We start from the raw sequence: 17754 nt of genomic DNA, 5'->3' as shown, positions 1-17754 counted from the left end.
CGAGGGGGCTTGCCACAACAAGCCTCCTCGCCGCCGGCCTCTACAGTTTCAAGGGTTGCAAAGCATCCCACTGATCAATAGGCCCGGGATTGTTTTCGATTGTCCCGCCCTCAAAGATGACCGCCAGTTTGTTCACCGCATTCAAGGCCGTGGTCACAGCGCCCTCGGCCCAGCCCCCGGTCCAGGAAATGTCATCTCCCGACAAAATAAAACCGTCCGGCTTGCCCCCCTCCACAACGTTCATGAACTGGGAAAACAGCAGGCGCTGATACTCATACTGCCCCGGCAGGTTCATCTTGAAGGCCCCCAGGTAAAACGGCTCGTCTTCCCAGTTGATCTCGATAAACGGATCAACCATGCCGAACTCGGCCGCCAGGTCCAGTTGCGTATCGGCGTACACCGTATCCAGCAAGGTGGTACACAACTGCACATGGGTCGGCAACGGCGCGCTGCGATCGCCCAGGAACTTCAGGCTGTCATCGTTCCAGGTATACGAAAGGAACATCCCACTGCCCTTGCTCGCCCCGTTGCCCGGCCCGTAGTCCAACAGGTAGGTGCCTCGGGTCAGGCGATCCGACAGGGTCACGCTCATCTTGTAGCGACCGTCCTGGGCATCATTCCAAAATGGCCGCTGGGTGGTGGCAAAGATTTTCGCCGACTGCATGTAATGGGTGTACATCACCGCCTCCCAGGTCTTTCGAGGCAGCAAGCTGTCCATCAGGTTAAAACGGTCCTTGGCGTCCATGTAGCGGAACTTGTCGAGCACCCGCACGTGAGGCGTGTAGACCACACTTTTAAAATTGCGCTCGGTACCCGTATTCAGCTGGTTGTCATACAGGTACACCTTGAATGAGCCACCGGACAGACGCTGGATCTGCCGGACCTCCTGATGCAGCGGGTCGGCGATCTCGCGACGCGTCAGGCTCTCCACGGTCGTGTCCGCCGGCCAATGGACCTGGGTGTCGCCAAACGATGCCGGCGTGCCGCTCCACAAGCGCAGGGGCAACTCGCTGGAGCCGTCGTACATCAAGGAGTGGTTGGTATCCAGGCCGGTATAAAGCACCCGCAGCACTTCAAGAAAGCAGTTCGGGTAGTCGGTGTTCCAGCCGCCGGTGCCAAAACCGATCTGGCCAAACAGGTCGATGTCTTCCCGAGTCCACTTGGCCTGCTCAACCATGGCGGCGTAGAAGCTCAGGTCATCCCATCCCGACCGCAGGATCGTGTTCCAGATGGCCTTGATTTCAGCCTGGTTCACCGCACTTTCCTGCATCGCGTTTTCCATGTCGGTGAAGCGGATCGGGTCCTGCTCCAGGAATTGGCCGAAGAACATATCCTCGATGCGTTTGTATTGGTCCGGCAGATCATTGCCCTCGTAGTACGTCTGCTGGTTCTTGTAATCGACAACCGTGCTGGGCGCAGCCGCCGAGCCGGGGTTGGGGAAGTCCGTCGAATTGCCGCCCATGCCGACCTTATTGAAGTAGTGCATCAACGCCTTGCCGGACTTGGGAAAACGCATGGCCCCCAGTTCACAGATCACCCGGCCCTGCGGGTCGTTGCGGTCACCCAGCACATGAGCAAACAGGCGCCCACCAATGCGCCCCGAGGCTTCGACCACCACCGGATGCAGACCCATGCGCATCGCCTCGTAGGCGGCCACCAGACCGGACACGCCCGCCCCGACGATCAACACCTGCTCGCCATGATGCTGTGGCGCGACATGGCCCAGGGGTTTCTTGAGGATTGCCGCCTGCCACAGATAGCGGGCGTAATGGAACGGAAAATCAGGAATCAGCGCCGTGATGTTTTTGTTCAACAGGCGCTGGGCCCCCTGGGAACGGGAGGGAATCGCAGACATGGTGGCTTCCTTGCAGATTGGGTGAGCGTCCACCCTTTACGACAAGGCTAAAGGCGACTGCGACGGGACTAAAAACCAGATTAGAAGACCTACCCCACCCGGCTTATATCGCTTTGCAATAAGACAGAGCGGTTCCATCGCTGCCCGCGAAAAAGCATTACTTAAGGAAAGTCTGAAGTAATTATTTATAGATCACGATTCAATTGGCCCGCCAGTTACCCGATGCTCCGGCACTCAGCCCCTATAAAAATAAACCGTGAACCTATGAACGCCCTATCCGACAAGACCGCTCCCCGCGCCGCCCCCGGCCTGAAAATAGAGACCCGTTCCATTGACTACGTGCCGCGCAACGAACGCCACGGCAAAGTCTGGCACCAGGGGCCCTTCTGGTTCACGGGCAACTTCGTCCTCACCACCATGGTCACCGGCTTCACCGGGGCGGCGCTGGGCTTGAGCCTGGTCTATGCCGTGCTGGCGATTGTCATCGGTGTGTGCCTGGGCACTTTCGCCATGGCTTTCCACGCCAACCAGGGCCCGCGCATGGGCTTGCCGCAGATGATCCAGTCACGCGCCCAGTTCGGCCTGCGCGGGGCCATCGTGCCGTTTATCGCGGTGATCTTTGTGTACATCGGCTTCAACGTGTTCAACGTGATTCTCGCCACCGATGCCATCAATACAGTCCTGCCGGGGAGCCGCGCGCCGTGGTATGCGCTGATGATCATCCTCGCGGTGGTGATTGCCGTGATCGGCCATGACCTGCTGCACACCGTGCAACGCTGGCTGACCTACGTGATGATCAGCGTATTCGCGGTGCTGACCGTCGCCGCCCTGATGAGCCTGTCGGCCGACGCAGCGGTGGCCGATGCACATTTCTCGTGGTCGGCGTTCCTGATTCAGCTCAGCGCCGCTGCCGGTTATCAGATCAGCTACGCCGTGTACGTGTCGGACTACTCGCGCTATCTGCCCCACCAAACGCCGTCGCGCCGGGTGATTTTCTGGACCTACCTGGGCGCCGCAGGCTCTGCTTTGTGGCTGATGTCCCTGGGCGCATTCCTTGCTTCGGCGCTGCCCTCGCCGGATGCCATCACCAGCGTGCGCACCGTGGGCAACCAAGTGATCCCTGGCTTCGGCACCTTCACCGTGCTGATCGCAGTGCCGGCGCTGATTGGCATCATGGCGGTCAACTGCTACGGCGCCATGCTGACCGGCATCAGTGCCATCGACGGCTTCGTGAAGATCCAGCCGCGCCTCAAGAGCCGGATCATGGGGATTAGCCTGGTGGCGGTGATCATCTTCCTGATCGCCCTGAGCATTCCTGACAGCTACCTGGCCAGCTTCAACACATTTGTGCTGCTGATGTTGTATTTCCTGGTGCCGTGGACCGCCGTCAACCTCGCGGATTTTTATCTGGTGCGCAAAGGCCAATACGCCATCAGCGACATCTTCAACCCCGCCGGTATCTATGGCCAGTGGGGCAAAGCAGGCCTGCTCGCCTATGGCCTGGGCATGGTCTCGATGGTGCCGTTCATGTCGTTGAGCTTCTACGTCGGGCCGGTCGCCGTGGCGCTGGGCGGTGCCGACATTGCGTTTGTGATCGGCCTGGGCGTTTCCGCGCTCGCCTACTGTGTGATGAACCGCAACCTTGACCATAACGCCGAGCGCCGTGCGATTGCCGCCAGCGAGGCTATGTTGGAAGGCAACAACCCATGAACACCGTCCGTATCGCCTGTCATCAACTGGCGCCCCGTATCGCCGATGCGCAGTACAACCGCACCCTCAGCGCCGAGGCCATCCGCCGTGCCGCAGCGCTGGGCGCGCAGGTGGTAGTGCTGCCGGAGTTGATGCAGAGCGGTTATGTGTTCACGGACCTGCACGAAGCCCTTAGGGTGTCCGAAACCCTGGATGGACCGACACTGACCCTGTGGAAAACACTGGCAAACGAGCTGGGCATTATTGTTGTGGCCGGTTTCTGTGAGCGGCTGACGGCAACTCAGGTGGCCAACAGCGCCGCGCTGATAGAGCCGGACGGCAGGCTGACGGTGTACCGCAAGGCACATTTGTGGGACCGCGAAAAATCCATCTTCACCCCCGGCACCGAGCCCCCGCCGGTGGTCGAAACCGCCGTCGGACGCATCGCCGTGATGATCTGCTACGACCTGGAACTGCCCGAGTGGGTACGCCTGGCCGCCCTGGCCGGTGCCGACCTGCTCTGTGCGCCGGTCAACTGGCCAGATGGCCCGCGCCCCGCCGGCGAAAGGCCGGCAGAAATCGTCCGGGTCCAGGCCAATGCCGCCGTCAACCGCCTGTTCATTGCCGCGTGCGACCGTCATGGCGAAGAACGCGGCGTCAACTGGGTAGGAGGGTCAGTTATCGTCGATGCCGATGGCTACCCCCAGGCCGGCGCGACCTCCCATCAGCAAGAACAGTGCCTGGTGGCGGACCTGCCTTTGGCCCAGGCCCGAGATAAGTTCATCAGTGCGCACAACCATGTGCATCAGGATCGTCGGCCAGGGTTGTACTAAGCCCCGCCACGGTTAAGGCCAATACATATATAAAAAAACGCATCCAACTAACAAAAATAAGATTTTAAACAAGTATTTACCCTACCCCCCATCGCAGACTCTTTAAACACAAAGTCCATCTCCGTCTACTGTCAACTCTGACAGTAGCAACCTCCAGTGACGCGGAATAATATCCGTCTTACCTTGAGCGACCAGTGGTCCCGCTGGAGGTACAGGAAAATCCATGCTGGATATTTAAACTTCATGAAGAGGTGACTAGTCATGCCGCATATTGACCCACTGAGAATTGTCTTTAACTTTATCAAAAGCACACCCCCGTTCGTCTCATCGGATTCAATTATCATCCCTCACAACTCAGGGCACCGCGATATTCTTAAATGCGCAGCGCGTGGAGATAGTGTCGACATCTTCGACGAGGATCTCGGCAGGAGACTCAAAGGAGACATCTGTAAAAAGCTATATCGCACGGGCGCAGTCCGGGAATTCGAACTTGAATTTACTGTACTAGAGGACTGAATAGAAACTTGCTTGAATACTGCGCGTTGAATAGGTGCCATGGCGGGTTCATTTATCTAGAAAAAGCCGTTAACACGGCCCAACTTTTCTATACCTCAATAAATGAACCCGTCTTCCTCTTGTTCGGCTCTTGATAACGTCAGAACTCGATCCGCACATCCCCCTTCGGCACGCTGCAGCACGACAGGATGTAGCCCTCGGCTTCGTCTTCTTCGGTGATGCCGCCGTTGTGCTCCATCTCGACCTCCCCGCCCAGCTTCATCACCTTGCATGTGCCGCAAATGCCCATGCCGCAGGCTTTGGGGATCAGCAGGCCGAGCTTGGCGGCGGCGGCATGCACGGTTTCGCCCGGCGCCACGCGGATGCTTTTACCCGACGCAATGAATTCCACCTGATGCAAATCCGCCTGGTCGATCTGCGGCGCGTCGGCGGCTTGTTCGGCTTGTTCCACCGCATCGGCGCGGGCTTCCGGTGGCGTGGCGCCGAAGGATTCCTCGTGGTAGCGCGCCATATCGAAGCCCGCCGCTTCGAGCAGGCGTTTGACCGCGCTCATATAAGGCGTCGGCCCGCAGCAGAACACTTCCCGCTCGAGGAAGTCCGGCACCATCAATTCCAGCATCTTATGGTTCAGGTAGCCGCGATACCCGGCCCAGGGTTCGCCCAGGCCGTGCTTCTCGCAAATCAGGTGCAGGCTGAAGTTGTCGATGCGCGACGCCATGTGTTCCAGCTCGCGGTGGTAAATGATGTCTTTGGGCGAGCGCGCGCTGTGGATAAAGGTCATGTCGACATTAGCGTTGGTGTCATAGAACCAACGGGCCATGGACATGACCGGAGTGATCCCCACGCCACCGCTCAGGTACAGCACCTTCGGGCTCGGGAAGTCGATAGCGTTGAACAGCCCCACCGGCCCGTGCACCGCCAACTCTTGCCCTTCATGCAGGGTGTCGTGCAACCAGTTCGACACCCGCCCGCCCGGCACGCGCTTGATGGTTACCGAGAAGCTGTAGGGCACCGATGGCGAGCTGGAAATGGTGTACGACCGCATGATCGGCTGGCCGTCGATTTCCAGCTCCAGGGTGACGAACTGCCCCGGTTTGAAAAAGAACAGGATCGGCTGATCGGCCATAAAGCAGAAGGTGCGCACATCCCAGGTTTCCTGGATGACTTTGACGCACCGCACGATGTGCCGACCATTGGCCCAGGTCTGGGTGGTGACAGGATTCAGGAAGGTGTTGGACATGCTGTTCTCCACGGCCGTAGTTCGGCTTGATGCTGGCGATTCTGCGTAAGGCCGCAACCTGCCATTTACCTATCTGCGACATTCGCATACTTATCGCGACCAGCCCCCATGCCACTGGGGTTGCGCGTCGGGAACAGAGTGGGCCATGTCGTTAATGGATAAGGTTGCGGGCAGCGCCGGGCCCACACTCGCAGCCAACAACGACGCTTTCTTTACGCCTTGCTGCAAACCTGATTAGCCACTTATCGCGGCCACACAGAATGGCCTTGAGGACACACACGATGGACGTCACCGCAACCTTGAGCTTGGGCGATCCGCTGGAACCCGCACGCAAGGCCACCGCGCAAATGCTGCAAGAGCGCGAGCGCACTTTTTCGCTGCCCCAGCCGTTTTACTCTGACCAGCGGCTGTTCGATATCGACATGCAGGAGATCTTCCAGAAGGAATGGTTGATCGCCGGCATGACCTGCGAAATCCCCACCAAGGGCAACTACCTGACCCTGCAGATCGGCAAGAACCCGATCATCGTGATTCGCGGTGCCGAAGGCGTGGTGCATGCCTTCCACAACGTCTGCCGCCATCGCGGTTCGCGATTGTGCACCAGCGACAAGGGCAAGGTCGCCAAGCTGGTTTGCCATTACCACCAGTGGACCTACGAACTGGACGGGCGCCTATTGTTCGCCGGCACCGAGATGGGCGCCGACTTCGACATGAAGCAGTACGGCCTCAAGCCGGTTAACGTGAAGACCGCCGGCGGCTACATCTTCATCAGCCTGGCCGAGAACCCGCCGGCCATCGATGACTTTTTGTCGACGCTCACCCACTACATGGAACCCTACGACATGGAAAACACCAAGGTGGCGATCCAGACCACCTTGTTTGAAAAAGCCAACTGGAAGCTGGTACTGGAAAACAACCGCGAGTGCTACCACTGCAACGCCTCGCACCCCGAGCTGCTGAAAACCCTGCTGGAATGGGACGACGTCACCGACCCGCGTGCCGACCAGGCCTTCAAGGACCACGTCGCCGCATCCGCCGCTGCCTGGGACGCCGAGAAGATCCCTTACGCCCACGCCAGCTTCGGCCTGCGAAACCGTATCGTGCGCATGCCGCTGCTCAAGGGCACCGTCTCCATGACCCTGGATGGCAAGCAGGGCTGCAAGAAACTGATGGGCCGGATCAAGAACCCCGACCTGGGCTCGATGCGTATCCTGCACCTGCCCCACTCGTGGAACCACTGCATGGGCGATCACATCATCGTCTTCACGGTGTGGCCGATCAGCGCCCAGGAAACCATGGTCACCACCAAATGGCTGGTGCATAAGGACGCGGTGGAAGGTGAAGACTACGACGTCGACCGCATGCGCCAGGTGTGGGACGCCACCAATGACCAGGACCGCCGCCTGGCCGAAGAGAACCAGCGCGGGATCAACTCCACCGCTTACCAACCGGGGCCGTACTCCAAGACCTATGAGTTTGGCGTGGTGAACTTTGTGGACTGGTACAGCGAGCGCATGCTCAACAACCTGGGAGCGGCGCCGGCGCCGTACCTCAAGGGCATTGCCGCACACGAGTAACTGACTGTGGGAGCAGGCAAGCCCTAATGCCACGTAGGAGCGAGCTTGCTCGCGAAGGACGTCAACGATAACGCGTGTTTGCTAGGTAAACGCGGCGCTCTCAAGTTCTTCGCGAGCAAGCTCGCTCCTACATGGCATTAGGGCTTGCTCGCTCCCACTTTTGAGCCCGTTCCTGGTCAAAAATTGAGCATAGGGCCGCAAGCCCGCTGTTATCCTGCCCTGTAGCCATCCTCCAACAACTTATCCACAAACCCACCCACAGCAATTGTGGGCAACTACCCTTTCCCTTCGAAATAAAACCAAGAAAATCCGTGACTTATTCAAAGCAGCGGGTTTTATCCAACATTGATCATTTTTTAACCACAAGTACGCAGACCCCGTTTTATATGGCCTGTAGCGGAACGCAAACACCTTATCCACAGAAGCGCCAACAGACTTTGGGGGCAACTTTGGCCTATCTGTGGAAAACCGCCTGCGGCCCATCAAAATCGAGGCTTTACCCGCGTAAACCCATGGAAACAGCGATATTGATCATATTTCAACCAACCCACTGCAAGCCTTTATCCATAAGGCTTGCAGCGTGTAGCGAACATCTTATCCACAGAAGCACCAACAGACTTTGGGGGCAACTCTGAGCGGGGCTTTTCCCTTATCCACAGAAAAAGCCCAGTAAAAACCGGTGCTTAGGTTGGTTGTTTTTCGTACAGAGGGCTGTAGAGCTTGATTTACATGGGGTGTGGACAGCCGCGAACAGGTTATCCACAGGTGGGTTAACAGGGATTGTGGGTAAACAGGCTTGTAGGAGCGAGCTTGCTCGCGAAAAAGGCCGACGATCACGCAGCGTGTCTGGTTTAACGCGGCGCGCTCAGGTTCTTCGCGAGCAAGCTCGCTCCTACAGGGGGTCAGCGCACTACGCCTTCTTCGATCAGCAGCTTAAGAATCGCTTCGGCGCCCGCCTCGGGGCTGAGGCCCTTGAGCACCTGGCCACTGCCGCCGCTGGCCTTGGCCGTGGCGGCTTTCATGCGGTCGGCGCCGCTCTTGGCCTTGATCACTTTGAGGCGCTTGGGTCGAGGCTTGGCCGGTTGCAGCACGGCGCCTGTGAATAACTCATCGTTCACCACCTGCACGTCGTGCTCCTGCAGCACCCCGCGCTGGGCCGGGCCGTAGGCGCTTTGCCGAGGCTTGGGCCCGGCGTTATCCACCGTGGCCAGGAACGGCAGGCGCACCTTCAGGCGCCGCCGCTGGCCGCGTGGCAGGGCTTGCAGTACATGGGCCACACCGTTGTCGATGGACTCCACCTGGGCCAGCCCGACAATCAGCGGCCAGCCCAGTTGTTCGGCCAACAGGAACGGCAGCATGCCCGAGCCTTCGCCGGTTTCTGCCTGGCTGCCGGTAAGCACCACCTGGGCGCCAGCGTCCCTTAGGTAGTCGCCAAGTACCGGCAAGGCATCGGCGCCGGCCGGCTGCTCCAGCACGTGCAACTGCGCCAACCCCATGCCCAGGTAGGCGCGCAGGGTCGGTTCGGCAATGTCGCCGGCATGCAGCACTTGCAGGTTATCCCCCGCCAGTTGCAACCCTAGCTCGACGGCGCGCGCATCCTGTTCGGCGCGACGTGGGCGGCCGGAGGTCGGGTGGGCGCCTATGGATACCAGGCTGATTACATGGGTGGTCATGGCCATATCCTTTGCTTAAGCCGCATCGCGCTTGGCGCCGTTGCGGTGGGCCTGGACCGCTGCGATCAAGGCCCGGAGAATTTCGCCGCTGTCACCGATCACCGACAGGTCGGCGCGCTTGATCATGTCGCACCCCGGATCGAGGTTGATCGCCACGACTTTGTCGCAGGCACCGATGCCTTGCAGGTGCTGGATCGCCCCGGAGATCCCCACGGCCACATACACTCGCGCAGTGACCCAGATACCACTGGCGCCAACCTGCCGATCACGGGCCATGAAGCCATCGTCCACGGCCACCCGCGACGCACCTTCGGTAGCCCCCAGGGCGGCAGCGGTCTGGTGGAACAGCTCCCAGTCCTTGACCCCGTTGCCGCCCGAGAAAATAAACTCGGCTTCGGCCATGGGAATCGCGCCCGGGTCCACCGTTACGGCGCCCAGATCCTCGATACGCGGCAAGCTACGCGCCAGCGCTGTGGATAACTCCACCGGCAACACTTCATGGCGCGTATCGCTGACAGGATCGGCACATTCCACGGCGGCCAGGATCAGCCTTGGCAACGCTCGCGCCAGGTCTTCCTGGCCCGCACCGGCACGGCCGATACACTCGTTGCCCTTGATCTGCCACACCCGGGTTGCCGGGCGTTCCTTGAGGCTCGCGGCAAAGCGCCGCCCCAGTTCGCCGCCGCCACTGCGGCTGTCGGGCAGTAGCCAGTGACGCGGGCTGAACTGGTTATCCACAGCCCGCAGGCCATGGACCCGTTGCTCCGGTGAATAACCGTCGAATGCGTGGCCGTCCAGCACCAACAGGCGATCCACGCCGGCCGTGTCGAAGGCACTTTCCTTATGCTCGCCAAACACCACCGCCAGTACCGCACCGTCGCTGCCGGCGAGTTGCCGTGCCAGGCCCAGCAAGTCGCGGTCGTGGCTGCTCAGGCGGCCGCCGACCATATCCGGCACCACGTTGATGTAGAACGCCGGGGCTGGCACCTGGTGCAGCGGCAACTGCACTTGCACCGCTGCCGTGCGCTTGGTCGCGCCACCCTGCTGGGCGCCGCTGCGGTCGATACGCTTGATGCCGTTGGGGCCGATAAAACCAATGCCATGCACGTTTTTACGGAGGATGCCGTTAGGCCCCATCCAACTGTGCTGCTCCGGTTGCATCGCCGCATGCAGCGGGTGCAGGCGGTTGCGGGCGATCCATTCAGCCCGTGGGTCGCGGCGGATAATGTCGCTCATCAGTGGACCTCCGCAGGTTGACGGGTGTTCTTGGCCGATGCGGCCTCTTCGAGCAAGGCATCCGCCACCAACTCGGCAATGTCTTTGATCAGTGGGCGTGGTTCGACCACCCCTTCGAGCATCGCCGTGCACTGCGGACACCCGACGGCCACCAGCTCGGCGCCGGTCTCGCGGATGTCTTCCATGCGCATGTCGGGAATGCGCTGCTTGCCGGGAATATCGGTGATCGGCGCGCCGCCACCACCGCCACAGCAACGGGAACGGAAGCCCGAACGTTGCATCTCCTTGACCTCGATCCCCAGCGCCCGCAGTACTTGGCGCGGAGCCTCGTACTCGCCGTTGTAACGGCCCAGGTAGCACGGGTCGTGATAGGTCACGCTGTTGCCTTTGTGCTGGCCCAGGTTCAGCGCGCCGGCGTCGATCAACTCGGCCATGTAGGTGCTGTGGTGCTGCACGCGGTAGTTGCCGTCGAAGGCGCCGTATTCGTTTTTCAGTACATGGAAACTGTGGGGATCGCAGGTCACGATGCGCTTGAAGCTGTACTTGGCCAGGGTCTGGATATTGCGCGCAGCCAGTAGCTGGAACGTCGCCTCATCCCCCAGGCGCCGGGCCACGTCGCCACTGTCGCGTTCCTCCAGGCCCAGCACGGCGAAATCGACCTTGGCCGCCTTCAGCACTTTGACGAAAGCGCGCAAGGTCCGCTGGTTACGCATGTCGAAGGCACCATCGCCAACCCAGAACAGTACGTCAGTTGTCTGCTTGTCGCCGAGCAGCGGCAGGTTCAAGTCCGCCGCCCAGTTCATCCGCCCGCCCGGGGCAAAACCGCCAGGGTTGTCGGTGGCGATCAGGTTCTCCAGGACTTCGGCGCCCTTGTTCGGGGTCGCGCCTTTTTCCAGGGTCAGGTGACGGCGCATATCGACGATGGCGTCCACGTGCTCGATCATCATCGGGCATTCTTCGACGCAGGCGCGGCAGGTGGTGCACGACCACAAGGTCTCGGCGTCCACCAGGCCGTTGACGATCGGTTGGTGCGGGTTGCCGCTGTGCTCGCCAATGGCCTTGCCCGGATACGGGCTGCCGGCGAACTTGGCATCGGTGCCACCGGCCAGGCCGACCACCATGTCCTGGATCAGCTTTTTTGGGTTCAGTGGCTGGCCGGCAGCGAACGCCGGGCACGCGGCTTCGCACTTGCCGCACTGCACGCAAGCGTCGAAGCCCAGCAATTGGTTCCAGGTGAAGTCCTTGGGTTTTTCCACGCCCAGGGGCGCGCTTTTATCGCTCAGGTCCAGCGGCTTCAAACCGGTGGAACGGCCACCACCAAAGCGTTCGGCGCGGCGGTGCCAGGCCAGGTGCAAGGCACCGGCGAAGGCGTGTTTCATCGGGCCGCCCCAGGTCATGCCGAAGAACATTTCCGACACGCCCCACAGCACGCCCACACCCAGCAGCGCGGCCAGCAGCCAGCCACCGAAGTCGGCGGGCAGGATCCCGGCCACCGGCAAGGTCACCAGGAAGAAACTTACCGAAAACGCCATCAGGCTTTTCGGCAAGCGCATCCACGGGCCCTTGGACAGGCGCGATGGCGGGTTGCGCCGGCGCAGGTAGACGAAGGTGGCGCCGACAAACATCAGCACCGAGGCCAGCAGCAAGGCGTAGCCGAGGATGCGATTCTGCAGGCCGAAACCGTGCACCAGAATCGCCAGCAACGCCGACAACACAAAGCCCAGGGCCGTGGCCACGTGGGTATTGGCGATGTATTTGTCGCGGGCAACCACGTGGTGCAGGTCGACCATGTAGCGCTTGGGCATGGCCAGCAGGCCGCCCAGCAGATCGACCTTGGCGGCACGGCCACGGCGCCACATGCTCACCCGGCGCATAGCACCAAGGACAGCAAGGCCCAGCGCTGCAAACAGGAGAATCGGAAGAAGGGTGTTCAACATGGTGAAGCTCCCACAGACCACGCAGGTCTAATGTGGGAGCGGGCTTGCTCGCGAAGGCGGTGCATCAGCCACCGGATGTATCGACTGACACACCGCTTTCGCGAGCAAGCCCGCTCCCACATTTTTGACCGAGTCCACATTGGTTCGGTGTTGGGTTAGAAATCCTTGCACAAGCGCAGGGCGTCGTAGATCGCGGCGTGGGTATTGCGCTGGGCCACACAGTCACCGATGCGGAACAGCAAGTACCCTTCCCCCGGTTCGCTCAGGCATGGTTGCGGCTTGATCGCGAACAACGCTTCGACGTCCATCTGCCCCTTGTTGCGCGCCCCTTGCTTGAGGGCGTAGTAGATTTCTTCATCCGGGCGCACGCCGTTCTCCACCACCACCTGATCCACCACCCGCTCCTCCTTGGCGCCGGTGTATTCGTTCTCCAGCACCGCTATCAGCTTGTCACCCTCGCGGTAAACCTTCTCCAGCATCATGTCGCCGGTCATGATCACTTCCTTGGGGTACATGCTGCGGTAGTAGGTCGGGAATGACGTACCGCCGATGGCCACGCCAGGCTTGATATCGTCGGTGACGATCTCGACCTGGCAGCCCTTGTCGGCCAAAAAGTCGGCCACCGACATGCCGGTGAATTCACAGATGGTGTCGTACACCAGCACATTCTTGCCTGGCGCCACCTTGCCATCGAGCACGTCCCAACTGCTGATCACCAGGCCTTCTGCCGCGCCCCAGTGTTCGTTCTGCTCAATGAACGGATGCCCACCCACCGCCAGCACCACTACATCCGGGCGCAAGTCGAGGATGGTCGCGGCATCCGCCGCCACGCCCAGGCGCAGGTCGACGTTCAGCCGTGCCAGTTCCAGCTGGAACCAGCGGGTGATACCGGCGATCTGGTCGCGCTGCGGGGCCTTGGACGCGGTGGTGATCTGCCCGCCGATAAAGTCTTTTTTCTCCAACAGGGTCACGTCGTGGCCACGCTCGGCAGCAACCCGCGCCGCTTCCATCCCGGCCGGGCCGGCACCGACCACCACCACTTTGCGCTTGGGTCCGGTGGATTTCTCGATGATGTGCGGCACGCCCATGTATTCACGGGAGGTCGCGGCGTTCTGGATGCACAGCACATCCAGGCCCTGGTACTGGCGGTCGATGCAATAGTTGGCGCCGACACACTGCTTGATCTGGTCGATCTGGCCCATCTTGATCTTGGCGATCAGGTGCGGGTCGGCCATGTGCGCACGGGTCATACCGACCATGTCCACATAACCGCCTTCGAGGATGCGCGTGGCCTGGTTCGGGTCCTTGATGTTCTGCGCGTGCAGCACCGGGACCTTGACCACTTCCTTGATCCCGGCGGCCAGATGCAGGAACGGCTCCGGTGGGAAACTCATGTTGGGGATCACGTTGGCCAGGGTGTTGTGGGTGTCGCACCCCGAGCCGACCACGCCGATAAAGTCGAGCATGCCGGTGTCGTCGTAATACTTGGCGATCTGCTTCATGTCCTCGTGGGACAGGCCGTCCGGGTGGAACTCGTCGCCGCACAGGCGGATGCCGACGCAAAAATCCGGGCCGACTTCTGCACGCACGGCCTTGAGCACTTCCAGGCCGAATTTCATCCGCCCCTCAAAGCTGCCGCCCCACTCATCGGTACGCTTGTTGACCCGCGGGCTCCAGAACTGGTCGATCATGTGCTGGTGCACCGCCGACAGTTCCACGCCATCCAGGCCACCGGCCTTGGCCCGAGCTGCGGCGCTGGCGTAGTTGCCGATCACCCGCCAGATTTCTTCCGGCTCGATGGTTTTGCAGGTGGCGCGGTGTACTGGTTCACGGACGCCGGAGGGTGACATCAAGGTCGGCCAGTTAAAGCCGTCCCAGCGTGAGCGACGGCCCATGTGGGTAATCTGGATCATGATCTTGGCGCCATGCTTGTGCATCGCGTCAGCCAGGTTCTGGAAGTGCGGGATGATGCGGTCGGTGGACAGGTTGACCGAACTCCACCATTCCTGCGGGCTGTCGATCGCCACCACGGAGGAACCGCCACAGATTGCCAGGCCAATGCCGCCCTTGGCTTTCTCTTCGTAGTACTTCACATAACGTTCGGTGGTCATCCCGCCGTCGGTGGCATACACCTCGGCGTGGGCGGTACTGAGTACGCGATTGCGGATGGTCAGTTTGCCGATCTGGATCGGCGCAAACATTGCTTCGAAAGCCATGGCACGGTCCTCGGCTTACAACGGCTTGACGGTGAACAGACCGTCGTCATGGCCCTCTTCGGAGCCTCCGTAGACTTGTTCGGCGACGGTGCGGATATTGCTGCCGCGCGCTTGCAGAATCTGGTCCATGGCGCCGGCAAACCAGCCGGTGAACATGTAGTCAACCTTGCGCCCGACCTTGCCGTACACGTAGACGAATGCCGAGTGTTCGAGCTTGACGCTGGCGGTGCCTTTGTCGAGGTCGATGTCCTGGATCTTGAACAGGCCCCAGCCGCGTTGCGACAGGCGCTTCATGTAGTGCTCGAACACCGCGACGCCTTCCAGGCCGTGGCATTCGGCTTCTTTTTCACACCAGTGCCAGGCGGATTTGTAGCCGGCCTTGTAGAGGATTTCGGCGTAGGCATCAGCGCCCAGCACCTCTTCGATGCCCATGTGGTTGTTGACGAAAAAATGACGGGGCACGTACAGCATCGGCAAGGCGTCGGAGGTCCAGACACCGGTTTCGCTGTCGACTTCGATTGGCAATTGCGGGGCGATCTTGGCCATGGAAACTTAACTCCAGAAAATTCTTGGTAATGCCCCGGCACGAATGGCCGGGGGAGAAAAAACGGTGGCTTACTCGCCCCAGACGTCTTTCAACACGTTGACCCAGTTCTCGCCCATGATCTTGCGCACCACGCGTTCGCTGTGGCCGCGCTTGAGCAGGGTCTCGGTCAGGTTGGGGAACTCGCCCACGGTGCGGATGCCCAGCGGGTTGATGATCTTGCCGAAGCTGGTCAGGCGGCGGGCGTAGCCCTTGTCATGGGTCAGCATTTCGAAGAAATCCTGGCCATGGCCCTGGGTGAAGTCGGTGCCGATGCCGATGGCGTCTTCGCCGACGATGTTCATGGTGTACTCGATGGCTTCGGCGTAGTCGTCGATGGTCGAATCGATGCCCTTGGCCAGGAACGGCGCAAACATGGTCACGCCGACAAAGCCGCCGTGGTCGGCAATGAATTTGAGTTCTGCATCGGACTTGTTGCGCGGATGCTCTTTAAGGCCGGACGGCAGGCAGTGGGAGTAGCACACCGGTTTTTTCGATTCGAGGATGACTTCTTCGCTGGTCTTGGAGCCGACGTGGGACAGGTCGCACATGATGCCGACACGGTTCATCTCACCGACAATTTCACGCCCAAAGCCCGACAGCCCACCGTCGCGCTCATAGCAGCCGGTGCCCACCAGGTTCTGGGTGTTGTAGCACATCTGCACCACGCCGACGCCGAGCTGCTTGAAGATCTCGACGTAACCGAGCTGGTCTTCAAAGGCGTGGGCATTCTGGAAGCCGAAGATGATGCCCGTCTTGCCCTGCTCCTTGGCGCGGCGGATATCGGCGGTGGTTTTCACCGGGATCACCAGGTCGCTGTTCTCACGGATCAGGGTCTGGCTGGCCACGATGTTATTGATCGTGGCCTGGAAGCCTTCCCACACCGACACCGTGCAGTTGGCGGCGGTCAGGCCACCCTTGCGCATGTCCTCGAACAGGTCGCGGTTCCACTTGGCAATGATCAGCCCGTCGATAACGATGCTGTCGGCGTGCAGTTCGGCTGGGCTCATCAGGCGTCCCCTTATTGGCGATTCATGCGCCGAATCGTCTGCCGGCGCTTTGGGGCCAGCATATGCCCAGGGGCTGAGGGAGCCGGGTGCAAAAACGACAGGGGAATTGCCGAAAGCGTCAATCCACGACAAAGGGTGCACAGACGTGTCTGTCGTGCATCTGTTCTTTGGCCTACGCTTGAGCCAGAATTCGACCCACCCACTGATATGAGAAGGCGCAATGAAACCGATTTTCCTGGCTTTGGCACTCCTCGCCACCGGCGTCCACGCAGCTGAAGACACCGACAGCACGCCGTGTGATGGCATCGAAAACGACAAACAGACCCTGGAATGCGCCTCCTACAACAAAACCACCGCCGAACAGCTGCTCAAGGATAACTACCAGGGCCTGCTGGAACGCATGAGTTCTACCTACGCCAGCAACAAGGCGCAGTTGGCGGACATCACCGCTCGTCTGAAGGATGCCCAGCAGAAGTGGGAAAAACTGCGGGATGCCGATTGCGCGGTGGACACCTTCCCGGCAGTGACCGGCACCAAGGCCTACGCCATTGCGCAGAATGACTGCCTGGCGCGGATGAGTGATGAGCGGTCGGAGTTTTTGGAGTCGATTGGCCAGGAATAAGCGACAATTGCGCGCATTCTTTCCTCTGAACCAAGGCTACCCATGACTCTGTGCGGCATCGAAATCAAAGGCAGCGAAGCCATCATCGCCGTTGCCGCCCCGGACCTGACCCACGTCACCGTGGCCACCAAGAAAATCGCCCTTGAGGACGATGACGAGGCCGCCAACGTCAAAGCCTTCGCCAGCCAAGTGGCCGCGTTTGTGCGCGACAACGGCATCACCCGCATCGCGATCAAGAAACGCAGCAAAAAAGGCGAATTCGCCGGCGGCCCGACCACGTTCAAGATCGAAGGCGTGTTGCAGTTGCTGGACGGCGTTGACGTGACGCTGCTCTCGCCGCAGACCATCAATGCGCAGAACAAGAAGCACAACTTCGAACTGCCGGCGACGCTGAACAAGTATCAGCATGAGGCCTTTAAAACCGCGTGCTCGGCCTTGGTAAAAAAATAAACCACGCCACACATCCAATGTGGGAGCTGGCTTGCCTGCGATAGCCATGAGTATCTACACAACTCTCTGATACTTCTGGGCTCTGGGTTTTGGGCTGATGTAGGGGGCATATCCATTGCTGCGGTAACGGCAGCTATGGGTTCCGCTTTTACAGCGGCTCACTTTTGAACAGCGCAAAAGTAAGCAAAACGCTCTTGCCCCACCACTCGGTGCCTCGCCTAGGCTCGGCATGCCCGCAGTCAGGCATTGCTCCGTGGGCCCGCCGCGATCGGCCATCCATGGCCGTGTCGCGGCTACCCCGGCATCCTGCCGGGGTG

Annotated in this window: 13 protein-coding genes; 5 read left to right on the top strand and 8 right to left on the bottom strand. The window is 60.5% G+C overall.

What is annotated here, in order from left to right; all coding sequences use genetic code 11:
* Window positions 1-40: 40 nt before the first annotated feature.
* Complete coding sequence (locus HBO09_RS20020) at window positions 41-1855, bottom strand: NAD(P)/FAD-dependent oxidoreductase (RefSeq protein WP_169999477.1); 1815 nt, start codon at window positions 1853-1855, stop codon at window positions 41-43.
* A 264-nt stretch (window positions 1856-2119) separates the two neighbouring features.
* On the opposite strand from HBO09_RS20020, the gene HBO09_RS20015 reads away from it, so the two are divergent.
* Window positions 2120-3565, top strand: a complete 1446-nt coding sequence (locus HBO09_RS20015; RefSeq protein ID WP_169999478.1) for a cytosine permease — start codon at window positions 2120-2122, stop codon at window positions 3563-3565.
* Window positions 3562-4377: a nitrilase-related carbon-nitrogen hydrolase gene (locus tag HBO09_RS20010; RefSeq protein ID WP_169999479.1), complete on the top strand. Its 816-nt coding sequence runs from the start codon at window positions 3562-3564 to the stop codon at window positions 4375-4377. The genes HBO09_RS20015 and HBO09_RS20010 overlap by 4 nt, the downstream gene beginning before the upstream one ends.
* A 655-nt stretch (window positions 4378-5032) precedes the next feature.
* Here the strand turns inward: HBO09_RS20010 and gbcB are convergent.
* Entirely contained in the window at window positions 5033-6133 is a 1101-nt protein-coding gene (gene gbcB / locus HBO09_RS20005) for a glycine-betaine demethylase subunit GbcB (RefSeq protein WP_169999480.1), read from the bottom strand.
* Between the two features lie 281 nt (window positions 6134-6414).
* Between gbcB and gbcA the strand changes: the two genes are divergently transcribed.
* Window positions 6415-7710: a glycine-betaine demethylase subunit GbcA gene (gbcA, locus tag HBO09_RS20000; RefSeq protein ID WP_169999481.1), complete on the top strand. Its 1296-nt coding sequence runs from the start codon at window positions 6415-6417 to the stop codon at window positions 7708-7710.
* A gap of 902 nt (window positions 7711-8612) precedes the next feature.
* On the opposite strand, the gene HBO09_RS19995 is transcribed toward gbcA, so the two are convergent.
* The 6 genes from HBO09_RS19995 to HBO09_RS19970 form a co-directional block, all read right to left on the bottom strand.
* On the bottom strand, window positions 8613-9383 hold the full coding sequence (locus HBO09_RS19995) for an electron transfer flavoprotein subunit beta (protein WP_169999482.1): 771 nt from the start codon (window positions 9381-9383) through the stop codon (window positions 8613-8615).
* A 15-nt stretch (window positions 9384-9398) separates the two neighbouring features.
* The gene (locus HBO09_RS19990; protein WP_169999483.1) at window positions 9399-10619 is read right to left on the bottom strand and encodes an electron transfer flavoprotein subunit alpha/FixB family protein; all 1221 of its coding nucleotides are present in this window, start codon (window positions 10617-10619) and stop codon (window positions 9399-9401) included.
* Entirely contained in the window at window positions 10619-12556 is a 1938-nt protein-coding gene (gene dgcB / locus HBO09_RS19985; protein WP_169999484.1) for a dimethylglycine demethylation protein DgcB, read from the bottom strand. The genes HBO09_RS19990 and dgcB overlap by 1 nt, the downstream gene beginning before the upstream one ends.
* Window positions 12557-12711: 155 nt before the next feature.
* A complete protein-coding gene (gene dgcA / locus HBO09_RS19980) occupies window positions 12712-14772 on the bottom strand; it encodes a dimethylglycine demethylation protein DgcA (RefSeq protein WP_169999485.1) in 2061 nt (686 codons plus the stop codon).
* Window positions 14773-14787: 15 nt separating this feature from the next.
* Window positions 14788-15318, bottom strand: coding sequence for a DUF5943 domain-containing protein (locus HBO09_RS19975; RefSeq protein WP_003194877.1), 531 nt, complete (start codon window positions 15316-15318; stop codon window positions 14788-14790).
* A gap of 69 nt (window positions 15319-15387) precedes the next feature.
* Window positions 15388-16365: a dipeptidase gene (locus tag HBO09_RS19970; RefSeq protein WP_032858660.1), complete on the bottom strand. Its 978-nt coding sequence runs from the start codon at window positions 16363-16365 to the stop codon at window positions 15388-15390.
* 220 nt (window positions 16366-16585) lie between these two features.
* Here HBO09_RS19970 and HBO09_RS19965 point away from each other — a divergent pair, with 220 nt between their 5' ends.
* Window positions 16586-16987 (top strand): lysozyme inhibitor LprI family protein, encoded by a 402-nt coding sequence (locus HBO09_RS19965; protein ID WP_169999486.1) that lies wholly within the window; start codon window positions 16586-16588, stop codon window positions 16985-16987.
* A gap of 42 nt (window positions 16988-17029) precedes the next feature.
* Window positions 17030-17437 (top strand): DUF3010 family protein, encoded by a 408-nt coding sequence (locus HBO09_RS19960; protein ID WP_169999487.1) that lies wholly within the window; start codon window positions 17030-17032, stop codon window positions 17435-17437.
* The last annotated feature ends 317 nt before the right edge of the window (window positions 17438-17754 follow it).

It is taken from the genome of Pseudomonas sp. WS 5027 (assembly GCF_012985695.1).
GTDB lineage: Bacteria > Pseudomonadota > Gammaproteobacteria > Pseudomonadales > Pseudomonadaceae > Aquipseudomonas > Aquipseudomonas hygromyciniae.
Note: the sequence above shows the minus strand (reverse complement) of the source record. Positions and strands in the feature narration are given on the sequence as shown.